Genomic DNA, 18,482 nt, shown 5'->3' with positions numbered 1-18,482 from the left:
CCTTATGGCTGACGGGGCAAAGGAGCAAGCGATGGCGATAGCGCGGTTGAATGAGGAAGAGCGGTCAGCTTTACTGACGGCGCATCCTGACTGGGTGTATGTCAGCGAGCGCGATGCGATCACCCGTCATCTCAACTTCGGGGACTTTGCGCAGGCTTTTGGCTTTATGACACGTGTAGCCATTATTGCCGAAAAAATGGATCATCATCCTGAATGGTCCAACGTCTATAGCCGGGTCACCATTTTGCTGACCACACATGATTGCGACGGGTTGTCCACGCGTGATGCGGCGCTCGCGCGAGCGATTGATTCCATATTGTTGGAATCAGGCGATTCATAATAGTTGCGCCAGAACGTGATTAATATAGCTTCTACCCTGCAAAACACTTCCGCCCAAATATTCTTGGTCAAGAAAATGGCATGGAATGGGCCGCAATTCTCTCGGCTGTGAATTGTAAATTGCGCGCGTCTTGCGCGTGATTTCATTGATGCGTGGAGAGAATGTCATGAAAATTGTTTTGTTTACGGCAACGGTATTGATGCTTGCGCCATCAGCTGTATTGGCAGAAACCTTTACCTTCAACGCGCAGGAAGCCGCTGGAGCCGTCTCAACAGGAACAACCGCACCCGACGGCCGTGTAATGCAGGGGCGCTATTGGACTGGCACCAGCGAGGTGACCTGGGCTGATGGCAAGAAATCGACTGAAAAATTCACCTGTATTTCCAACACCCAACCGCCCAATGATGCGATTTTCATGTTCCACGGGACGTGCGATTCATCGGGTCCCGACGGCAGCTATTCCAGCGTCTGGGGCTGCAATGTTGTTGATGCTGCCAAGATGACGACCGCATGCGTCGGCGGGCTTTATGGCAAGACTGGAAAATATGCCAAAATAGGTGGAACCATGACCTATCATGGAACCGGCACGAAAGGCACGGGCACGGGCCAAATCAGCGAATGATGCGATAAATGTTGATCGCCGTCACGGGTACCATCCGTGACGGCGGTCGGCCGTTCAACTTTGAGTCAAACTCAAATTATTGCCGAACGGGTCGTTGAACCAGGCGATCTTGGCACCGCCGCCGGGTGCGGACCAAATCCCTCGCTCATCCTGGCCAAAACCGTCGTAAATCAGAAATTCCACGCCGCGCGCCTTAAGCTCGTCGACCATGGCTTCGATATCATCGACCCGCCAGCCAAGGACGGTGTGGGCGTGCGCGGCATAGTCGGGGACGAAGCTGACCCGCAGCATGGTGCCGCCAAGGTCATAAGCGAGCGCGAAATCATCCTCCGAGACTAAAGTCAGACCGAGCTTTTCGGTGTAGAAATTACTCGCAGCATCGCGCTCCGGCACCAGCAAAAAGGCGATGGGCGCGATACCGCCAAGTCCGGCCATGACAAACACTCCAACAAGAGAGCGAGGCCGGACCAAACTCCAGCCTCGCGCTCCATATCAGAACTTCGTGTCCACGCTAAGCGTGTAGGCGCGGCCGCGCGGGTCGGCGACGCGGGGTTCCCAGCTCGATCCCGAGCCCAGATTGCTGTCATAGGTGATGGCAAATGGCGGGTCGCGGTCGAACAGATTTTTCACCCCGAAGTTGATCCGGAAGCCTTCGATGCCGGTGTAGGCGAGCGAGAAATTATAGGTCACATAGTCGCTGACGCGTTCCACATCGTTGGGCGGGTTGATCGCGCCGCTGGCAACGCCGGGCAGTTGCTGGTTATCATAACCCGACCGGAAGATTTGCGACAGGCTGACCATGAAGTCTTCGTTCGACCAGTTGATAAAGGCATTGTGCTTCCAGCGTAGACCCAGGTCGCCAGCGAAGGTGAAGACACCGATACGGTCGGAAAAGGCTGCCGTCGGAACGACTTTTTCCTTCTTCTGGAGCAGGTAGGTGCCGTCCATGCCGATGGTCAGGTCGCCTTTGGCCAAATCAAACCGGGCGCGTCCGGCGACGTCGATCCCCTGCGTGCGGGTGCTGCCCGAGTTGACCCAGGTGCGCTCAATGGCCTCTAGCACGCCGCCCGCGCCGCGGATGAAGCGTTCCTGCAAATCAGCATAATTTTCCAAGAGCTGATCGATGCTCAGGATCTGGATGGTCCCTTCGCGGTCAATTTTCCACCAATCCACGGCCAGGCTGAAATCAGCCGACGGTTCGATCACGATGCCAGCCGTGAACTGCTCGGATGTCTCCGGCGCAAGATTGGGCTGGCCGCCGCTAATGATATCGACGTTGGCCACGACTGCGCAGCCTGCAACCGCCGGATTGGGGGCCAGCGGGGTAGCGCAGGTTTCCGGGTCGGCAAAGCCTCGTCCGGTGTACAGCGCTTCGGTCCGGCCGTTGAAAATCTGGTTGAACGACGGGACCCGGAACCCGGTATTGTACGACCCGCGGAACAGCAGCCAGGGTGCAGGGCGATATTTTGCCGAAACTTTCGGGTTCGTTGTGGTGCCAAAGCCATCATAGTCGTCGATGCGGATGGCGCCCGTCAGCTCAAACCCGTCAAAGACGGGAAGCAGCAATTCAGCATAGGCCGCCTTGATATCGCGGCTGACCCCGGCCAGCGCATTGCCGTCATCAAATGGGGCCGCGATAATCACAGGCCGCGCGGCTGCTGCGCGCACGTCGCCATTGAATTTATAGGTTTCGCGGCGGTAGTCGATTCCCACAGCGGCCTGCACCGTGCCACCTGGAAGCTCAAACAAATCGCCCGAAACCGAGCCGTCGACTTGGGTGAGGCGATAGCGGCCGCCGTAAAGGATTGTGCCTTCGGCTGACACGGCATCGAGCATGGCCAGCGCCTGCGCGGACTGGGTCTGACCCGGGAACAGAAACGGGTTCAGCACGCCGCTGTTGAGGACGCCGATAATCCCTGCGCCGGTCGCGCCGGGGGCAATTGGCGCGTTGGGATCATTGGTGCCATTGGCCAATGTTCCGCGGAAATAATATCCGCTGCCCAGCACCGATTCGGATTCGCTTTGCGCGCGTGATACCCCGACCTGATAGTCCCAGCCTTTGAACAGCGGCCCTTCGACTGCCAGCGCATAGGTTTGTGTCTGCGTATCGGTTGTAATTTCGCGCGGCCCACATTCGATGCAGCGCCAGCGATAGGACAGCGCCGGAGTAGCTGTAATCAGCGGGCCAAAGGTGGGGAAGTTGGCGGTCAGGATCGACGCCAGCCGGTCAAATTGAACATCGTTGACCCCGGCAATACGACGATAGGCATAGTTTTGGGTTGTCGTGTTTGGTGTCAGCTGGAGATTGGAGAAGCGCTTAGCCGCCGTGGCATCTGACCCCGTCACTTCCAACGAGACGCGGTGTTCACCCAGTGCCAGTACACCACGCCCGAACCAGGTCCAGGTGTCGAGCGGCTGCTGTAGCACTGCAGCGCGCCCCGTATCCCAGGCACAGGCAAACTCGGCCTGCGGGAAAGCCCAGATTACCGGGTCATAGGGAGCCTGGCCATCAACCGAGCCGCAGCCAGCCTGACCCGGCAGGTCCAGGACGTTGATCCCGCCGGTGGCGCGAAGCGTGGTTGAACCGGGCAAAAAGGGTGCGGTGGCGTTCTGATAGGCTGTCCCGGCAAGCGGAATGAAGGTGGCAAACGGCGTGCCGCGCGTGTCAACCGACAAGCCGCGATCAGGCTGGAAGGTGTTCACAAAATCGCGTTGGTCGCCGCGTAGCGCCCTGGCAGTCGAATAGCTGACCGACGCCATGACGTTGAAGCCTTGCTCGTCGAGATCGCCGTAGCCCGCAATGGCCGAAGCACGATAGCGCGGCGAATCGCCGCGTTCGGTGATGTCGACAAAACCGCTCAGCCCTAGTCCCTGATAATCGGTTCGCGTGATGAAGTTGATAACCCCACCAATCGCATCGGTGCCATAAATGGCCGAGGCGCCATCCTTCAAAACTTCGACCCGTTCCAGCGCGGCAAACGGGATCTGGTTTACGTCGACAGCACCGCCGTTGAGGCCGTGTGCGGCGACGCGGCGTCCGTTCAGCAGGACCAGCGTCGCTGACGAGCCCTGACCGCGCAGGTTGGCGAACGAGGCGCCGTTGTTGCCGCGCTGCTGGCCGTCAACGACATCGGCGTTGGACGCCAGATTGTCGCCCGCCGTGCCGTTGGCAGTCAGATACTGTACGAGCTGCTCTGGGCTGCTGATCCCTTCGCGTTCCAATTCGGCTGTGCCGATCACCTGCAACGGCAGGGCGCTGTCGTTGGGATCGCGTTTGATGCGGGATCCGGTGACCACCATTTCGCGGGTGTCGACCGTTTCATCCGCTGCGCTTGGCGGCGCAATTTGGCTTTCTTCGGCGGTCTGCGCCAAGGCAGGTATCGCAAACAAGGCGGCGACCGTGCCGCCAGCAAGCAAGGACGAACGGATAGCGGTCAAACTGCGCATGAAAATTTCCCCCGTTTGGCGCGCGACGACCCTCGTCTGTCAACGCGCTGTCATTAAGACGCAATTTTCATGAATTTGCCAGAGCGAAATCTGTTGGTCCGGACAAATTTTTTGCCATTCGCCTTATCCGATTTGCACGCTTTTGCTTGACTTCGGACCGATAGGCCCTATGCGCCGCGGCGTGTTGATCGGTTTTACCGGTCAGCTCCGTCCGAGACAGTTGGTGCACGGGGTTTGCCCGCGCTTAATTTCCAGCCGAGACGGGGACAGTCATAAAACGGCCCTTTCGCCCGCCACAGGCGCGCGTTCGGCCCGGCTACCCCCTTAGGACATTCGTTTGCAGTTTGGTGCGCGCTCCGGCGTGCGCCTGCCTGTGGTTCAAACCGTCCGGTGGTCCGCCGCCGGGCAAGAAGAGTGGAGTTATGGCATGGATCGTGCTCAAAAGGCCGAAGCCGTATCGACGCTGAACGCTACGCTGTCCTCAGCAGCTTCGGTTGTGGTTGTCCGCAACCTGGGCCTGACCGTCGCCCAGTCGACGGCGCTGCGTACGGCTATGCGCGATGCCGGTGCGTCGTTCAAGGTCACGAAGAACCGTCTTGCCAACATCGCGCTCGAAGGCACCGCCTACACCGGTCTGTCAGACATGCTGACCGGTCCGACTGCTCTGGCCACCTCGACCGATCCGGTCGCGGCAGCCAAGGTCGCAGTTGAATTTGCCAAGACCAACGACAAGCTTGAAATTGTTGGTGGCGGCATGGGCGATACCGTCCTCGACGTGAACGGCGTGAAGGCTCTGGCCTCGCTGCCCTCGCTCGACGAGCTGCGCGCCAAGATCATTGGTCTGGTGCAGGCTCCGGCCACGAAGCTGGCGCAGATCACTTCTGCCCCGGCTGGCCAGTTGGCGCGGGTCTTTGGCGCATATGCGACCAAGGATGCAGCATAATTATCGTACCCTGTTTTGAAACATGAACCGGGTGCGTCCCGGAATTTTGGAGAAATACAATGGCTGATCTTGCAAAGCTTGTTGACGACCTGTCGGCACTGACCGTTCTTGAAGCGGCAGACCTGTCGAAGATGCTGGAAGAAAAGTGGGGCGTTTCGGCCGCCGCTGCTGTCGCTGTGGCCGCTGGCCCGGCCGCTGGTGGCGCTGCCCCGGCTGCTGAAGAGCAGACCGAATTCGACGTCATCCTGACCGGTGACGGCGGCAACAAGATTAACGTGATTAAGGAAGTCCGCGCCATCACCAACCTGGGTCTGGGCGAAGCCAAGGCGCTGGTCGAAGCCGCGCCGAAGGCCGTCAAGGAAGGCGTCAACAAGGCCGAGGCAGAAGACCTCAAGAAGCGCCTTGAGGCCGCTGGTGCGACCGTCGAACTGAAGTAATTCGGTCGTCGTCCGTCACGGACAAGAAAAAGGGCGGTTCCCGCAAGGGAGCCGCCCCTTTTCGTATTCGAACGTCAGGCAGCGGCGCAGCGCGCTGCAATTGTGCCCAGGATATAGTCGAGTTCGGCCGCTAAGCGTTGCCGCGACGCCGCCCGGTCCAGCGCCGAATGGTCCACCATCATCGGCATGGAGAGCGAGAGGCGCAACGTCGCGGCAAAGTGGCCTTCGGCGAGACGGCGGGCGCGGACCGGTTGGCCGACGCGGAAAGCGGGTTGGCCCGCGGGCGGTGCAGCATGTGTTAGCGCGTGGTGGATTTTGCCCGCCGCGTCGAAATCGAGCATTGGCCAGCGCTGACTCATATCAAGCGTCGCCAGCGTTGCTGCCAAACAGGCGGGCATGGCGCCGCCCGGGCCGTCCGTTGGCAGCAGAGCAAGCCCATGTTTGGTGACCGCCGTCGCCAACGCGGCGCAGAAATCATCGACCATTTCAAATACACGGGCTTCGTCAATGGCGCTGAAGCGTTCGATTTCGAACAGCGCGCCCGCGAGGCGCAGTGCAAGTCCGGGGTTGGGTTCGTCGGCCAGCCGGTCGCGCCCGGGCCAGATCGCGGGCCATTCGGCGCGGCGAGCCAGCAGACGATAGCCATCGGTAAGTGGCGCAGCCGCGCTGACCAGCGCGTGCGGCACCAGCGCAAAGCCGCTGAACGGGGCGCCGTTCGCCGACTTGCTGCCCGTGGCGAGCACGACGCAGCCGAGGTCCAGGTAGGCGCGCACCGCCGCCGGGCTGATCCGAAGCTGACAGGCATCCACGACGATGGTGGCGGCCAAGCCAAAACGGGCGGAGAGGACAGCGCAATCATCAAGGCTGGGCAAGGTCAGCCCGGTTTTTGAGCCGTGCACGACATGGATGACCGGATGCTCACCGGCTGCAATGGCCTTTTCGGCGCGGTCGGCAAGGTCGGCGGCGATAGCGGCGCTGGCGCGCGGGGTGCCGTCGGCATCGCGGATGGGAACGTCGACCAGCCGGTTGGCGGCGTGCCTCGGGTCGATGGGATCGGCGGTGGTTACCGCTGCCCCGATGGCGGTGCGGTCGGCGAAGAAGCGGCCTGCCGCGCTGTGGACACAGCCGCTGCCAACTTCGTCGCGGCCCAACAATATGCCACAAATCGGTCCCGCCGTTGACGGTGCTGCCGCGAGGCCAACATATTCGAGATCGGTACCAGAGGCGGCAATGACAATGGCGCTGTCGCCATTGCTGTAGAGCGCAGCAATGCGGGCGCGTAGCTCATCCAGCGCGGCGGCATATCCCGCCGCCGTAGCGAGGTCATCAAGGCGGTGCGTCCAATGTTCGGCGAGATACGCCAAGGCATCGGCAGTGATGCTGCTGATCGTCGAGCTGCCAAAAGCCAGCCCTTCGAAAGGCGTGACGGTGGCGAAATATTTGTTGCGCCCGTCGGGACCGGGCCGAATACGTTCGTCCCCGCCTGTGATGATAGCGGCCAATATGGCGGCTTCGTCGGAACCGGCGGGGCGCGCCTGCAAATCGGTGGCCAAGGGGAGAAACTCCTGTAGGTCGTGGCGGGGCCGCGCCGCCCTTTACTCCGGCGGGAGGGTCAATTGCAAACGCGGCGCGATGCGGCTATCGGACCCGCCACGAGAAAGACCATGCCCCAGAAAATCACCCCCACCCGCCTCAGCGATGCCGCGCGCCGCGACCTTCGCATCATGTATATCGCCAAGCACGTCTTTTGGGACGGGGCGTTGCATCCGGAGGATGGCAATCATGCCGTCTATCATCTGGAAATGCGCGACACGCTGGCGGGGCTGGGCATCAACCTGAAGCTCGCCAATAGTTATCAGGCGCTGTTTGAAAAGCCCGATGCCGACTTTGTTTGGCCGATGCTCAACCGCGGGGGCTTTTTCAATTCGGAGATGCTATTGCCACTGCTGTGCACGCGGCTGGGTATCCCCTATTTGGGCGCATCGCCGATCTTGCGCGGGGCGTCGGATGACAAGGCGCTGACCAAGGGCGAGACGCGGCGGATGGGCGTACCGACGATGGACTGGACGGTCTATCGCTGCGGCGCGCCGATTGATCCGATGCGGGCGGCGGATGCGAAGCGCTGGGTGGTCAAACCCAACAACAGCTCGGCAAGCTGGGGCATCGGTGATGCGACCAGCCGCGACGGTATTGCCGAAGCAGTGGCGCGCATCCATGCTGAGGGGCACGATGCCATCGTCGAGCCCTTCTTTGCCGGCAGCGATGTCGAGGTGCCGGTCATCACCCTGAATGGGCGGCCGCACATCTTGCCGATGATGATCTTCCGCCAGGCTGATCCCGACCATTTGCGCACTTACGCTGAAAAGCGCGATCTGGTTGACCGCAGCCAGAAATATAGCCTCGATTATTTCGAGCAGCCCGCCGATGTTGTCGCGCGCATCACCGCGATGACCGAGAAGCTGATCGAGATTTTCTGGCCGTTCGATTTCGGGCGCTTCGAATATCGGCTGAACGAGGCCAACGGCGAGGTGCAGTTTCTGGAGGTCAACCTCAGCTGCAACCTGTGGTCGGAAAAGGTGTTCGGGCGCGCGGCGGTGGCGGCGGGCTTGACCCAGTCCGACCTGATTGAAACCATTTTGGCCGAAAGCCTGATCCGTCAAGGTCTGGCCGAGCGGGTGGGCTGACCATGCCTGCCACCATTGCGATCATGGCCGGTCGCCGTCCGGGCGGCACCGACGCGCTGGCGGCGGCTCATGGTGTCGCCGATAAATGTCTCGTGCCGGTCGCGGGCCGGCCAATGATCCTCTATGTGCTGGATGCCGCCATCGCGAGTGGCGCTGGCGATATCGTCGTTTCGAGCCACTATGCCGGGCTGGCTGATGAGCTGGCACTGCAGATGTCACCAGCCGATCTCGTGCGCGTGCGGTTTGTGGCGGCTGCTGACAATCTGGCCGACTCAGTGCTGACCGCGGCGCAAGGCGCCGCATTCCCGTTGCTCGTAACCACGGCCGATGCCTGTTTGCTGTCCGCAGCGACGATCCGCGAAATTGACGAGCAGGCAGAGGCGGCCGGAGCTGATGCAGCGGTGGGCCTAGCGCGCAAGGGCGATGTGCTGGGCGTCCACCCCGATGGGCAGCGGCGCTTTTATCCCTTTGCCGATGTCGAGGTGTCGAACTGCAACGCCTATTGGCTGGGCAGCGCCAAGGCGTTGCGTGCTGCCGAGACTTTTCGCGGCGGCGGGCAATTCATCAAGAAACCGATGCGCGTGCTGAAGGCCTTCGGCCTTATCAACTTGCTGCGTTTCCGCTTTGGATTGGGGCCGCTCGAAAAGGCGTTCGTGCGGCTGGGCCGTCCCTTGCGCCTCAAGCTCGTGCCGGTTTTGGTGAGCGACGGCGCGGCCGCGATCGACGTTGACAACGAACGATCCCACCGCGTCACCCAGGAAGTACTGGCGGCGCGTTCCGCCGCCTGACGTCGACCCTTATTGCTTGACGGGGCGTGCCGACTGAATTGCGACTTCGCCCAGACCCGACATGTCACGGTCGACGATGTTGCAATTGCCTTTGAAGCGCGGCTTGTCGCACACTTCCCATTTCTCGCCTGGAAAAACGGCGATGCTGCCTACGTTCATTTCCAGCATCAGCGACGAGCGCGGGGTGTCGACCATATAGTTTTCGCCCGAGAAGTTCTGGCCTTTGTAAAGCCGCATCGTCCCGGCCTCGGTCTTGGGCTTGGCGACGGGGGCCTGCTGCGCGTTGACGATGACAGCGGGGAGCAGGGCGAGCGCGGCAGCGGCAGCAAATATTTTCATTACCTTGGACCCTTTGGGAAGAGATTGAATCTGAACGGCTTCAAAGCGCCATTGTTGTGTTTCGTCAATGGTCAAGCTGCCAGGCCGGTAACAGGCGTCGATGAACAGCGGATTGCCGGCCAGCGTTTGACAGCGATGCCGGTAGTTCCTATATCCGCATTTATCAGGCATCCGGGAAGCGAGCCGCCCTTGCGCAGCGGTTCCACAGAATTGGGTGCCCGACACTGACAGGCGTATTGAAAGCTGCGGTTTCCGGCAACGGAGGCTTGCGGCTTTTTCGTGTCGGTTTCGCGCCCCAAGTCATTCATAAGGCGAGATTAGTCACCCATGGCAACCAAGGCAAAGGCAGCGGCATCGGCCGCCGGTCAGACGGTCGCAGCGACCCCGGTCAAGCGTATCCGCAAATTGTTCGGCAACATCCACGAAGCGGTGGAAATGCCGAATCTGATCGAGGTGCAGCGCGACTCGTACGAACAGTTTCTGCGCTCCGATCCGTCGATCGGCTATGTCTCTGGCCTGGAAAAAACGCTGCGCAGCGTTTTCCCGATCCGCGATTTCGCCGGCACCGCCGAGCTCGACTTTGTGTTCTACGAACTTGAGCCGCCGAAGTATGACGTTGAAGAATGCCGTCAGCGCGGGATCACCTATGCCGCGCCGATGAAGGTGACGCTGCGTCTGATCGTGTTCGAGGTCGACAGCGAAACCGAAACGCGCAGCGTGCTCGATATCAAGGAGCAGGACGTCTACATGGGCGACATGCCGCTCATGACCGAGAATGGCACCTTCTTTATCAACGGCACCGAACGCGTGATTGTGTCGCAGATGCACCGTTCGCCGGGTGTGCTGTTCGACCATGACCGCGGCAAGACGCATTCTTCGGGCAAATATCTGTTCGCCGCGCGCGTCATCCCCTATCGCGGTTCGTGGCTGGATTTTGAATTCGACGCCAAGGACATCGTTAACGTCCGCATCGACCGCAAGCGCAAGCTGCCGGTGACGTCGCTGCTCTATGCGCTGGGCATGAATGGTGAGGATATCCTCAACTATTTCTATGACCGCGTGGTGTTCCAGCGCGCCGAAAGCGGCTGGAAAGTGCCCTTCATCCTGGAAAATTGGCGCGGCGCGAAGCCTGCCTTTGACGTTGTTGACGCCAAGACAGGCGAAGTCGTGTTCGCCGCCGGTCACAAAATCTCGCCCCGCCTTGCCAACAAGGCGGCGAAGGATGGGCTCGACACGCTGCTGATCCCGACCGAGGAAATCTTTGGCCGCTATTCGGCCTACGATCTGATCAACGAGACGACCGGCGAGATTTATATCGAAGCGGGCGACGAGGTGTCGGCCGACAATTTGGAAAAGTTGGACAAGGCCGGTATCGACCAGCTGGTCCTGCTCGACATCGATCACAACAACACGGGGCCGTGGATCCGCAACACGTTGAAGGCCGATAAGGCCGAAGACCGCGATCAGGCGCTGTCGGATATTTACCGCGTCATGCGCCCCGGCGAACCGCCGACGCGCGAAACGGCCGAAGCGCTGTTCGCAGGACTGTTCTTTGACGCCGAACGCTACGATCTGTCGGCGGTAGGCCGCGTCAAGCTGAACATGCGTCTGGGGCTGGATGTGGATGACAGCATCACCACGCTGCGCGCCGATGACATTCTGGCCGTGGTCAAGGAGCTGGTGAACCTGAAAGACGGCAAGGGCGAGATTGACGATATCGACAATCTTGGCAACCGCCGCGTTCGCTCGGTCGGCGAGCTGCTGGAAAACCAGTATCGTGTCGGATTGCTGCGCATGGAGCGCGCGGTCAAGGAGCGGATGAGCTCGGTCGATGTGTCGACGGTCATGCCCAATGACCTGATCAACGCCAAGCCGGCGGTGGCTGCGGTACGCGAGTTTTTCGGCTCGTCGCAGCTTTCGCAGTTTATGGACCAGACCAACCCGCTGTCCGAAGTGACGCACAAGCGCCGCGTGTCGGCGCTTGGGCCCGGCGGCCTCACCCGCGAGCGCGCGGGCTTTGAAGTGCGCGACGTCCATCCGACGCACTATGGCCGCATCTGTCCGATTGAAACGCCCGAGGGGCCGAACATCGGGCTGATCAACAGCCTCGCGACCTTTGCCCGCGTCAACAAATATGGCTTTATCGAAACGCCCTATCGCCGCGTCGTCGATGGCAAGGTGACGGCCGAAGTCGTCTATCTGTCGGCGATGGAAGAGCAAAAGCACACCGTCGCACAGGCCAATGCCGATCTTAACCCCGACGGCAGCTTTGTCGACGAGCTGATTTCGGCGCGCGAGGGCGGCGAGTTTCTGATGGCCCCGCGCGAGCAGGTGACCCTGATGGACGTCAGCCCGAAGCAGCTGGTATCGGTTGCGGCATCGCTGATCCCGTTCCTGGAAAATGACGACGCCAACCGCGCGCTGATGGGTTCGAACATGCAGCGGCAGGCCGTGCCCTTGCTGCGTGCCGAAGCGCCGCTGGTCGGCACCGGCATGGAACGCACGGTGGCACGCGATTCGGGTGCAGCGATTGCGGCCCGGCGCGGCGGCGTGGTCGATCAGATCGACGCCACCCGTATCGTCATTCGCGCGACCGACGGGGTCGAGCCCGGCAAGTCGGGCGTCGACATTTACCGTCTGCAGAAATTCCAGCGCTCGAACCAGAATACCTGCATCAACCAGCGGCCGCTGGTGAAGGTGGGCGACAATATCCGTGCGGGCGAAATCATCGCCGACGGTCCGTCGACCGAGCTGGGCGAGCTGGCGCTGGGCAAGAATGTGCTCGTCGCCTTCATGCCCTGGAACGGCTATAATTATGAGGATTCGATCCTCATTTCCGAGCGCATCGTGAAGGATGACGTCTTTACGTCGATCCACATCGAAGAGTTTGAAGTCACCGCGCGCGACACGCGGCTTGGGCCCGAAGACATCACGCGCGACATCCCCAACGTCGGTGAAGAAGCGCTGCGTAACCTCGACGAGGCGGGCATTGTCTATATCGGTGCCGAAGTCGGTCCGGGCGATATTTTGGTCGGTAAGATCACGCCCAAGGGCGAAAGCCCGATGACGCCGGAAGAAAAGCTGCTGCGCGCCATTTTCGGCGAAAAGGCGAGCGATGTGCGCGACACTTCGCTGCGGCTGCCGCCGGGCGTGTCCGGAACGGTCGTCGAAGTGCGGGTGTTCAACCGCCACGGTATCGACAAGGACGAGCGCGCGATTGCGATCGAGCGCGAGGAAATCGAACGGTTGAAGCAGGATGCCGACGACGAGCGCGCAATCTTGAACCGGGCGACCTTCTCCAGCCTGAAGGAAATCCTGATCGGTCAGGCGTCGAGCGCCATGCCCAAGGGTTTCAAGAAGGGTGATGTCATCACCGAGGCGATGCTGGTCGAGATGGACCGGGGCGACTGGTGGAAGGTCGCGGTGGCCGACGATGCCGCGCAAGCCGCGCTCGAGGCGATCAAAGGCCAGTATGACGAGGCGATCAAGCGCATCAACGACAAGTTCGAGGATCGCGTCGAAAAGCTGCAGCGCGGCGACGAGCTCGCACCGGGTGTGCTGAAGTCGGTCAAGGTGTTCGTCGCGATCAAGCGCAAGCTGCAATCGGGCGACAAGATGGCCGGTCGTCACGGCAACAAGGGCATCATCAGCCGCATCTTGCCGCAGGAAGACATGCCCTTCCTGGAAGATGGCAAGCCGGTTGACGTTGTGCTCAACCCGCTGGGGGTGCCGAGCCGCATGAACGTCGGCCAGATCCTGGAAACGCACCTCAGCTGGGCCGCGCACGGGCTGGCCAAACAGGTGCAGGATGCACTGGAGGATTGGCGGATCGCCAACCCCAACCCGCAAGCCGGCAAGCCGCCTGAGGCGGTGCGCGAGGCGCTGGTTACAGCCTATGGCGATGAATATGCTGCGGAAATCACGGCGCGTAATGACGAGCAGGTGATCGAACTGGCAGAAAACCTTGGCCTCGGCGTGCCGTTTGCGACGCCCGTGTTCGATGGCGCGCGCGAGAGCGATGTGTCCGACATGCTCGAGCGTGCGGGCCTCGACAAATCGGGTCAGGTTGACCTGTATGACGGGCGCACAGGCGAAAAGTTCGACCGCAAAGTGACGGTGGGGTATAAATATATCCTCAAGCTGCACCACCTGGTCGACGACAAAATCCACGCCCGCTCGATCGGCCCCTACAGCCTGGTCACCCAGCAGCCGCTGGGTGGTAAGGCGCAGTTCGGTGGCCAGCGTTTCGGCGAAATGGAGGTGTGGGCGCTGCAGGCCTATGGTGCGGCCTACACGCTTCAGGAAATGCTGACGGTGAAGTCCGACGACGTCATCGGCCGCACCAAGGTGTACGAAGCGATCGTCAAGGGCGACGACACGTTCGAGGCGGGGATCCCCGAATCGTTCAACGTGCTCGTCAAGGAAATGCGCTCGCTGGGTCTCAACGTCGAACTGTCCTCCTATGCGGAGGAAGACCCCGACGAAGGCCCTGAAGCCCTGCCCGAAGCCGCCGAATAACAATCTTGCCTCACCCCCCGCGCCGCGCGCGGGGGGCAGTGGAGCGAAATGATGAACCAGCTTACCAATTTCATGAACCCGGTCGCAAAGCCTGAAACCTTCGACATGATCAAGATTGGCATCGCCAGCCCGGAGCGCATCCGCTCGTGGTCGTTCGGCGAGATCAAGAAGCCCGAAACAATCAACTATCGCACGTTCAAGCCCGAGCGTGACGGCCTGTTCTGCGCGCGCATCTTTGGCCCGATCAAGGATTATGAGTGTCTGTGCGGCAAATATAAGCGCATGAAGTATAAGGGCATCGTTTGCGAAAAATGCGGTGTCGAAGTCACGGTCACGAAAGTGCGCCGCGAGCGCATGGGCCACATCGAGCTGGCCGCGCCGGTCGCGCACATCTGGTTTCTGAAGTCGCTGCCCAGCCGCATCGGCCTGCTGCTCGATATGCAGCTCAAGCAGCTCGAGCGCGTGCTCTATTTCGAGGCCTATATCGTTCTTGAACCCGGCCTGACGCCGCTGGAGAAATTCCAGCTGCTGACCGAAGACGAATTGCTCGATGCGCAGGACGAATATGGCGAAGACGCGTTCAGCGCCGGCATTGGTGCCGAGGCGATCCGCGTGCTGCTTGAACAGCTCGATCTGCAGACCGAGCGTGAGGATTTGCTGAAGGAGCTGGCCGAGACCAAGTCGGAGCTGAAGCCCAAGAAGATCATCAAGCGGCTGAAGGTTGTTGAAAGCTTTATCGAAAGCGGCAACCGCCCTGAATGGATGGTGCTGCAGGTCATTCCGGTGATCCCGCCCGAGTTGCGCCCGCTGGTGCCGCTGGACGGCGGCCGTTTTGCGACCTCGGATTTGAACGACCTGTATCGCCGCGTTATCAACCGTAACAACCGCCTGAAGCGGCTGATGGAGCTGCGCGCGCCTGACATCATCGTGCGCAACGAAAAGCGCATGCTGCAGGAAGCGGTGGACGCGCTGTTCGACAACGGCCGCCGCGGTCGTACCATCACCGGCGCCAACAAGCGTCCGCTGAAGTCGCTGTCCGACATGCTCAAGGGCAAGCAGGGCCGCTTCCGCCAGAACCTGCTCGGCAAGCGCGTCGACTATTCGGGCCGTTCGGTGATCGTGACCGGTCCGGAGCTGAAGCTGCACCAGTGCGGCCTGCCGAAGAAGATGGCGCTCGAGCTGTTCAAGCCGTTCATTTACGCGCGTCTGGATGCCAAGGGTCTCTCCATGACCCTGAAACAGGCCAAGAAGTGGGTCGAGAAGGAGCGGAAGGAAGTCTGGGACATCCTCGACGAGGTGATCCGCGAGCACCCCGTGCTGCTGAACCGCGCGCCGACGCTGCACCGTCTGGGAATCCAGGCGTTCGAGCCGGTGTTGATCGAGGGCAAGGCGATCCAGCTGCACCCGCTGGTCTGCTCGGCATTCAACGCCGACTTCGACGGTGACCAAATGGCCGTGCACGTCCCGCTGAGCCTTGAGGCGCAGCTGGAAGCCCGCGTGCTGATGATGTCGACCAACAACATCCTCAGCCCCGCCAACGGCAAGCCGATCATCGTGCCGTCGCAGGACATGGTGCTGGGCCTCTATTATCTGACCATGGAGCGCGAAGGCGAGCCGGGCGAAGGCATGATCCTGTCCGACCTTGCCGAAGTGCATCAGGCGCTGTTCACCGGTGCGGTGACGCTGCACAGCAAGATCACCAGCCGCGTGCCGCAGACCGACGAGGCGGGCCGCGAATATATGAAGCGGTTCGAAACCACGCCGGGCCGCATGCTGATCGGCGAATGTATGCCGAAATCGCACACCGTTCCTTTTGAGCTGGTCAACCGCCTGCTCACCAAGAAGGAAATCGGTGACGTGATCGATCAGGTCTATCGCCACACCGGCCAGAAAGAGACGGTGCTGTTCGCCGACGCGATAATGGCGCTGGGCTTCCGCCACGCGTTCAAGGCCGGCATTTCGTTCGGCAAGGATGACATGATCATCCCGGCCGAAAAGGAAAAGCTGGTCGACGACACGCGCGCGCTGGTGAAGGATTTCGAGCAGCAGTATCAGGACGGCCTGATCACGCAGCAAGAAAAATACAACAAGGCAATCGATGCCTGGTCGCAGTGCGGCGACAAGGTCGCGACCGCGATGATGGACGAAATCCGCGCCACGCCGAAGGACGAAAACGGCCGGATGAAGCCAGTCAACTCCATCTATATGATGGCGCACTCGGGCGCTCGCGGCAGCCAGGCGCAGATGAAGCAGCTTGCCGGGATGCGCGGATTGATGGCCAAGCCTTCGGGCGAGATTATCGAAACGCCGATCATCTCGAACTTCAAGGAAGGTCTGACCGTGCTCGAGTATTTCAACTCGACCCACGGCGCGCGCAAGGGCCTCGCTGATACGGCGCTCAAGACGGCAAACTCGGGTTATCTGACTCGCCGTCTGGTTGACGTGTCGCAGGATTGCGTCGTGATCGAGGATGATTGCGGCACGACCCGCGGCCTCGAAATGCGCGCCATCGTGCAGGGCGGCTCGGTCATCGCATCGCTCGGCGAGCGCGTGCTCGGGCGCACCGTGATGGAAGATGTCACCGACAAGGATGGCAAAGTGCTGGCGGCTGCAGGCACGCTGCTCGACGAAGCGGCTGTTGCGGTCATCGAGGCGGCCGAAGTGCAGGCCATTAAGATCCGCTCGCCGCTGGTGTGCGAATCGACGCTGGGCGTGTGCGGCAAATGCTATGGCCGCGACCTTGCGCGCGGGACGCCGGTGAATATCGGCGAAGCGGTCGGCGTGATTGCGGCCCAGTCGATTGGTGAACCTGGTACTCAGCTGACGATGCGGACCTTCCACATCGGCGGCGCGGCGCAGGTCAACGAACAGTCGAACCTGGAAAGCGTGGCCGATGGCACCATCGAATATCGCGACATGGCAACCATCGTCGACAGCCGCGGCCGCCGTTTGGCGCTGTCGCGCTCGGGCGAGCTTGCGATCATCGACGCCAACGGGCGCGAGCGTGCGGTCCACAAGCTACCCTATGGTGCTGCGATTATGTTTGCCGATGGTGCGAAGGTGAAGAAGGGCGAACGGATTGCCGAATGGGATCCGTTCACCATGCCGCTGATCACCGAAAAGCCGGGTGTGGTGAAATATCAGGATCTGGCCGAGGGCAAGACGCTGGTCGAACAGGTCGACGAAGCCACCGGTATCGCCCAGCGCGTCGTGATCGAATATCGTTCGGCAGGCCGCGGCAAGAAGGAAGACCTGCAGCCGCGCCTGACCCTGCTCGACGAAGCGAGCGGTGAAGCGGCACGCTATCTGCTCGCGGTCGGCACGATGTTGTCGGTCGAGGACGGACAGGAAGTGGCGGCGGGCGACGTGCTGGCGCGTGTGACGCGCGAAGCGGGCAAGACGCGCGACATCACCGGCGGTCTGCCGCGCGTCGCCGAACTGTTCGAAGCGCGCATCCCGAAGGACAATAGCGTCATCGCCAAAATCTCTGGCCGTGTCGAATTCGTCAAGGATTACAAAGCGAAGCGCAAGATTGCGATCGTCCCGGAAGAGGGCGATGCGGTCGAATACCTCATCCCCAAGTCCAAGGTACTTGAAGTGCAGGAAGGTGATTATGTGAAGCGCGGCGACGCGCTGATCAGCGGTTCGCCCAACCCGCACGACATTCTTGACGTCATGGGTGTGGAGGCGCTGGCCGAATATCTGGTGGCGGAAATTCAGGAAGTCTATCGACTGCAGGGCGTGAAGATCAACGACAAGCACATCGAGGTGATTGTTCGCCAGATGCTGCAGAAGGTTGAGATCACCGACGGCGGCGACACCACGCTGCTGCCCGGCGAGCAGCTCGACTATCTGGAGATGATGGAAGTGAACGCCAAGCTGCCCAAGGGCGGCAACCCCGCGGTCGGCAATCCTGTGCTGCTCGGCATCACCAAGGCAAGTCTGCAGACGCGCAGCTTTGTCTCGGCGGCGTCGTTCCAGGAAACCACCCGCGTGCTGACCGAAGCGTCAGTGCAGGGCAAGGTCGACATGCTCAACGGGCTGAAGGAAAACGTCATCGTTGGCCGTCTGATCCCGGCGGGCACCGGCGCAGCCATGAACCGTGCCCGCGTGACGGCTTCGTCGCGCGATGCGGCGCTGCGGGCAGCGATGCGTGCAGCCAATCAGGCCAGCCTGATCGCGCCACAAAGCGCGGCCGAGGAGCATGCCGCCGAACTGGCACAGGGGCCCGAGGCGGCGATCGGCGACGATCCGCTGGGCGCGGTGCAGGGCGAGGATTTCACCACCGATGATGTGGTGGTGCTCGACCGGCCCGAGGGTGAGGGCGACGACGAGGCGTAATCGCCGCATCAGACCTGAAGACT

Annotated in this window: 12 protein-coding genes; 8 read left to right on the top strand and 4 right to left on the bottom strand. The window is 61.3% G+C overall.

From position 1 onward, the window contains the following. The first annotated feature begins 31 nt into the window (after positions 1 to 31). The gene (locus tag AC2TC0_RS11495) at positions 32 to 340 is read left to right on the top strand and encodes a 4a-hydroxytetrahydrobiopterin dehydratase (RefSeq protein ID WP_484718115.1); all 309 of its coding nucleotides are present in this window, start codon (positions 32 to 34) and stop codon (positions 338 to 340) included. Between the two features lie 136 nt (positions 341 to 476). Further along, positions 477 to 962 (top strand): hypothetical protein, encoded by a 486-nt coding sequence (locus AC2TC0_RS11490; RefSeq protein WP_484717667.1) that lies wholly within the window; start codon positions 477 to 479, stop codon positions 960 to 962. Between the two features lie 54 nt (positions 963 to 1,016). On the opposite strand, the gene AC2TC0_RS11485 is transcribed toward AC2TC0_RS11490, so the two are convergent. Together AC2TC0_RS11485 and AC2TC0_RS11480 are read right to left on the bottom strand one after the other, a co-directional pair. Further along, positions 1,017 to 1,397: a VOC family protein gene (locus AC2TC0_RS11485; RefSeq protein ID WP_484717666.1), complete on the bottom strand. Its 381-nt coding sequence runs from the start codon at positions 1,395 to 1,397 to the stop codon at positions 1,017 to 1,019. A gap of 57 nt (positions 1,398 to 1,454) precedes the next feature. Continuing rightward, a complete protein-coding gene (locus AC2TC0_RS11480) occupies positions 1,455 to 4,409 on the bottom strand; it encodes a TonB-dependent receptor domain-containing protein (protein WP_484717665.1) in 2,955 nt (984 codons plus the stop codon). A 427-nt stretch (positions 4,410 to 4,836) separates the two neighbouring features. Here AC2TC0_RS11480 and rplJ point away from each other — a divergent pair, with 427 nt between their 5' ends. Both rplJ and rplL read left to right on the top strand, forming a co-directional pair. Beyond that, complete coding sequence (gene rplJ / locus AC2TC0_RS11475; protein WP_484717664.1) at positions 4,837 to 5,352, top strand: 50S ribosomal protein L10; 516 nt, start codon at positions 4,837 to 4,839, stop codon at positions 5,350 to 5,352. Between the two features lie 59 nt (positions 5,353 to 5,411). Beyond that, positions 5,412 to 5,789, top strand: coding sequence for a 50S ribosomal protein L7/L12 (rplL, locus tag AC2TC0_RS11470; RefSeq protein ID WP_484717663.1), 378 nt, complete (start codon positions 5,412 to 5,414; stop codon positions 5,787 to 5,789). A 74-nt stretch (positions 5,790 to 5,863) separates the two neighbouring features. On the opposite strand, the gene AC2TC0_RS11465 is transcribed toward rplL, so the two are convergent. Continuing rightward, a complete protein-coding gene (locus AC2TC0_RS11465; RefSeq protein ID WP_484717662.1) occupies positions 5,864 to 7,342 on the bottom strand; it encodes a hypothetical protein in 1,479 nt (492 codons plus the stop codon). Between the two features lie 111 nt (positions 7,343 to 7,453). On the opposite strand from AC2TC0_RS11465, the gene AC2TC0_RS11460 reads away from it, so the two are divergent. Next, the gene (locus AC2TC0_RS11460; protein ID WP_484717661.1) at positions 7,454 to 8,473 is read left to right on the top strand and encodes a D-alanine--D-alanine ligase family protein; all 1,020 of its coding nucleotides are present in this window, start codon (positions 7,454 to 7,456) and stop codon (positions 8,471 to 8,473) included. A 2-nt stretch (positions 8,474 to 8,475) separates the two neighbouring features. Beyond that, the gene (locus tag AC2TC0_RS11455; protein WP_484717660.1) at positions 8,476 to 9,261 is read left to right on the top strand and encodes an NTP transferase domain-containing protein; all 786 of its coding nucleotides are present in this window, start codon (positions 8,476 to 8,478) and stop codon (positions 9,259 to 9,261) included. 9 nt (positions 9,262 to 9,270) lie between these two features. Here the strand turns inward: AC2TC0_RS11455 and AC2TC0_RS11450 are convergent, their stop codons facing one another. Next, positions 9,271 to 9,600 carry a hypothetical protein gene (locus AC2TC0_RS11450; protein ID WP_484717659.1) on the bottom strand — a complete coding sequence of 110 codons (330 nt, stop codon included), beginning with the start codon at positions 9,598 to 9,600 and terminating at the stop codon, positions 9,271 to 9,273. Between the two features lie 327 nt (positions 9,601 to 9,927). Between AC2TC0_RS11450 and rpoB the strand changes: the two genes are divergently transcribed. Both rpoB and rpoC read left to right on the top strand, forming a co-directional pair. Continuing rightward, the gene (gene rpoB / locus AC2TC0_RS11445) at positions 9,928 to 14,118 is read left to right on the top strand and encodes a DNA-directed RNA polymerase subunit beta (RefSeq protein WP_484717658.1); all 4,191 of its coding nucleotides are present in this window, start codon (positions 9,928 to 9,930) and stop codon (positions 14,116 to 14,118) included. A gap of 51 nt (positions 14,119 to 14,169) precedes the next feature. After that, entirely contained in the window at positions 14,170 to 18,459 is a 4,290-nt protein-coding gene (rpoC, locus tag AC2TC0_RS11440; protein WP_484717657.1) for a DNA-directed RNA polymerase subunit beta', read from the top strand. Positions 18,460 to 18,482 lie beyond the last annotated feature (23 nt).

The organism is Sphingopyxis sp. sgz302558, from assembly GCF_057220455.1.
This window is presented reverse-complemented; position numbering and strand designations above follow the sequence as displayed.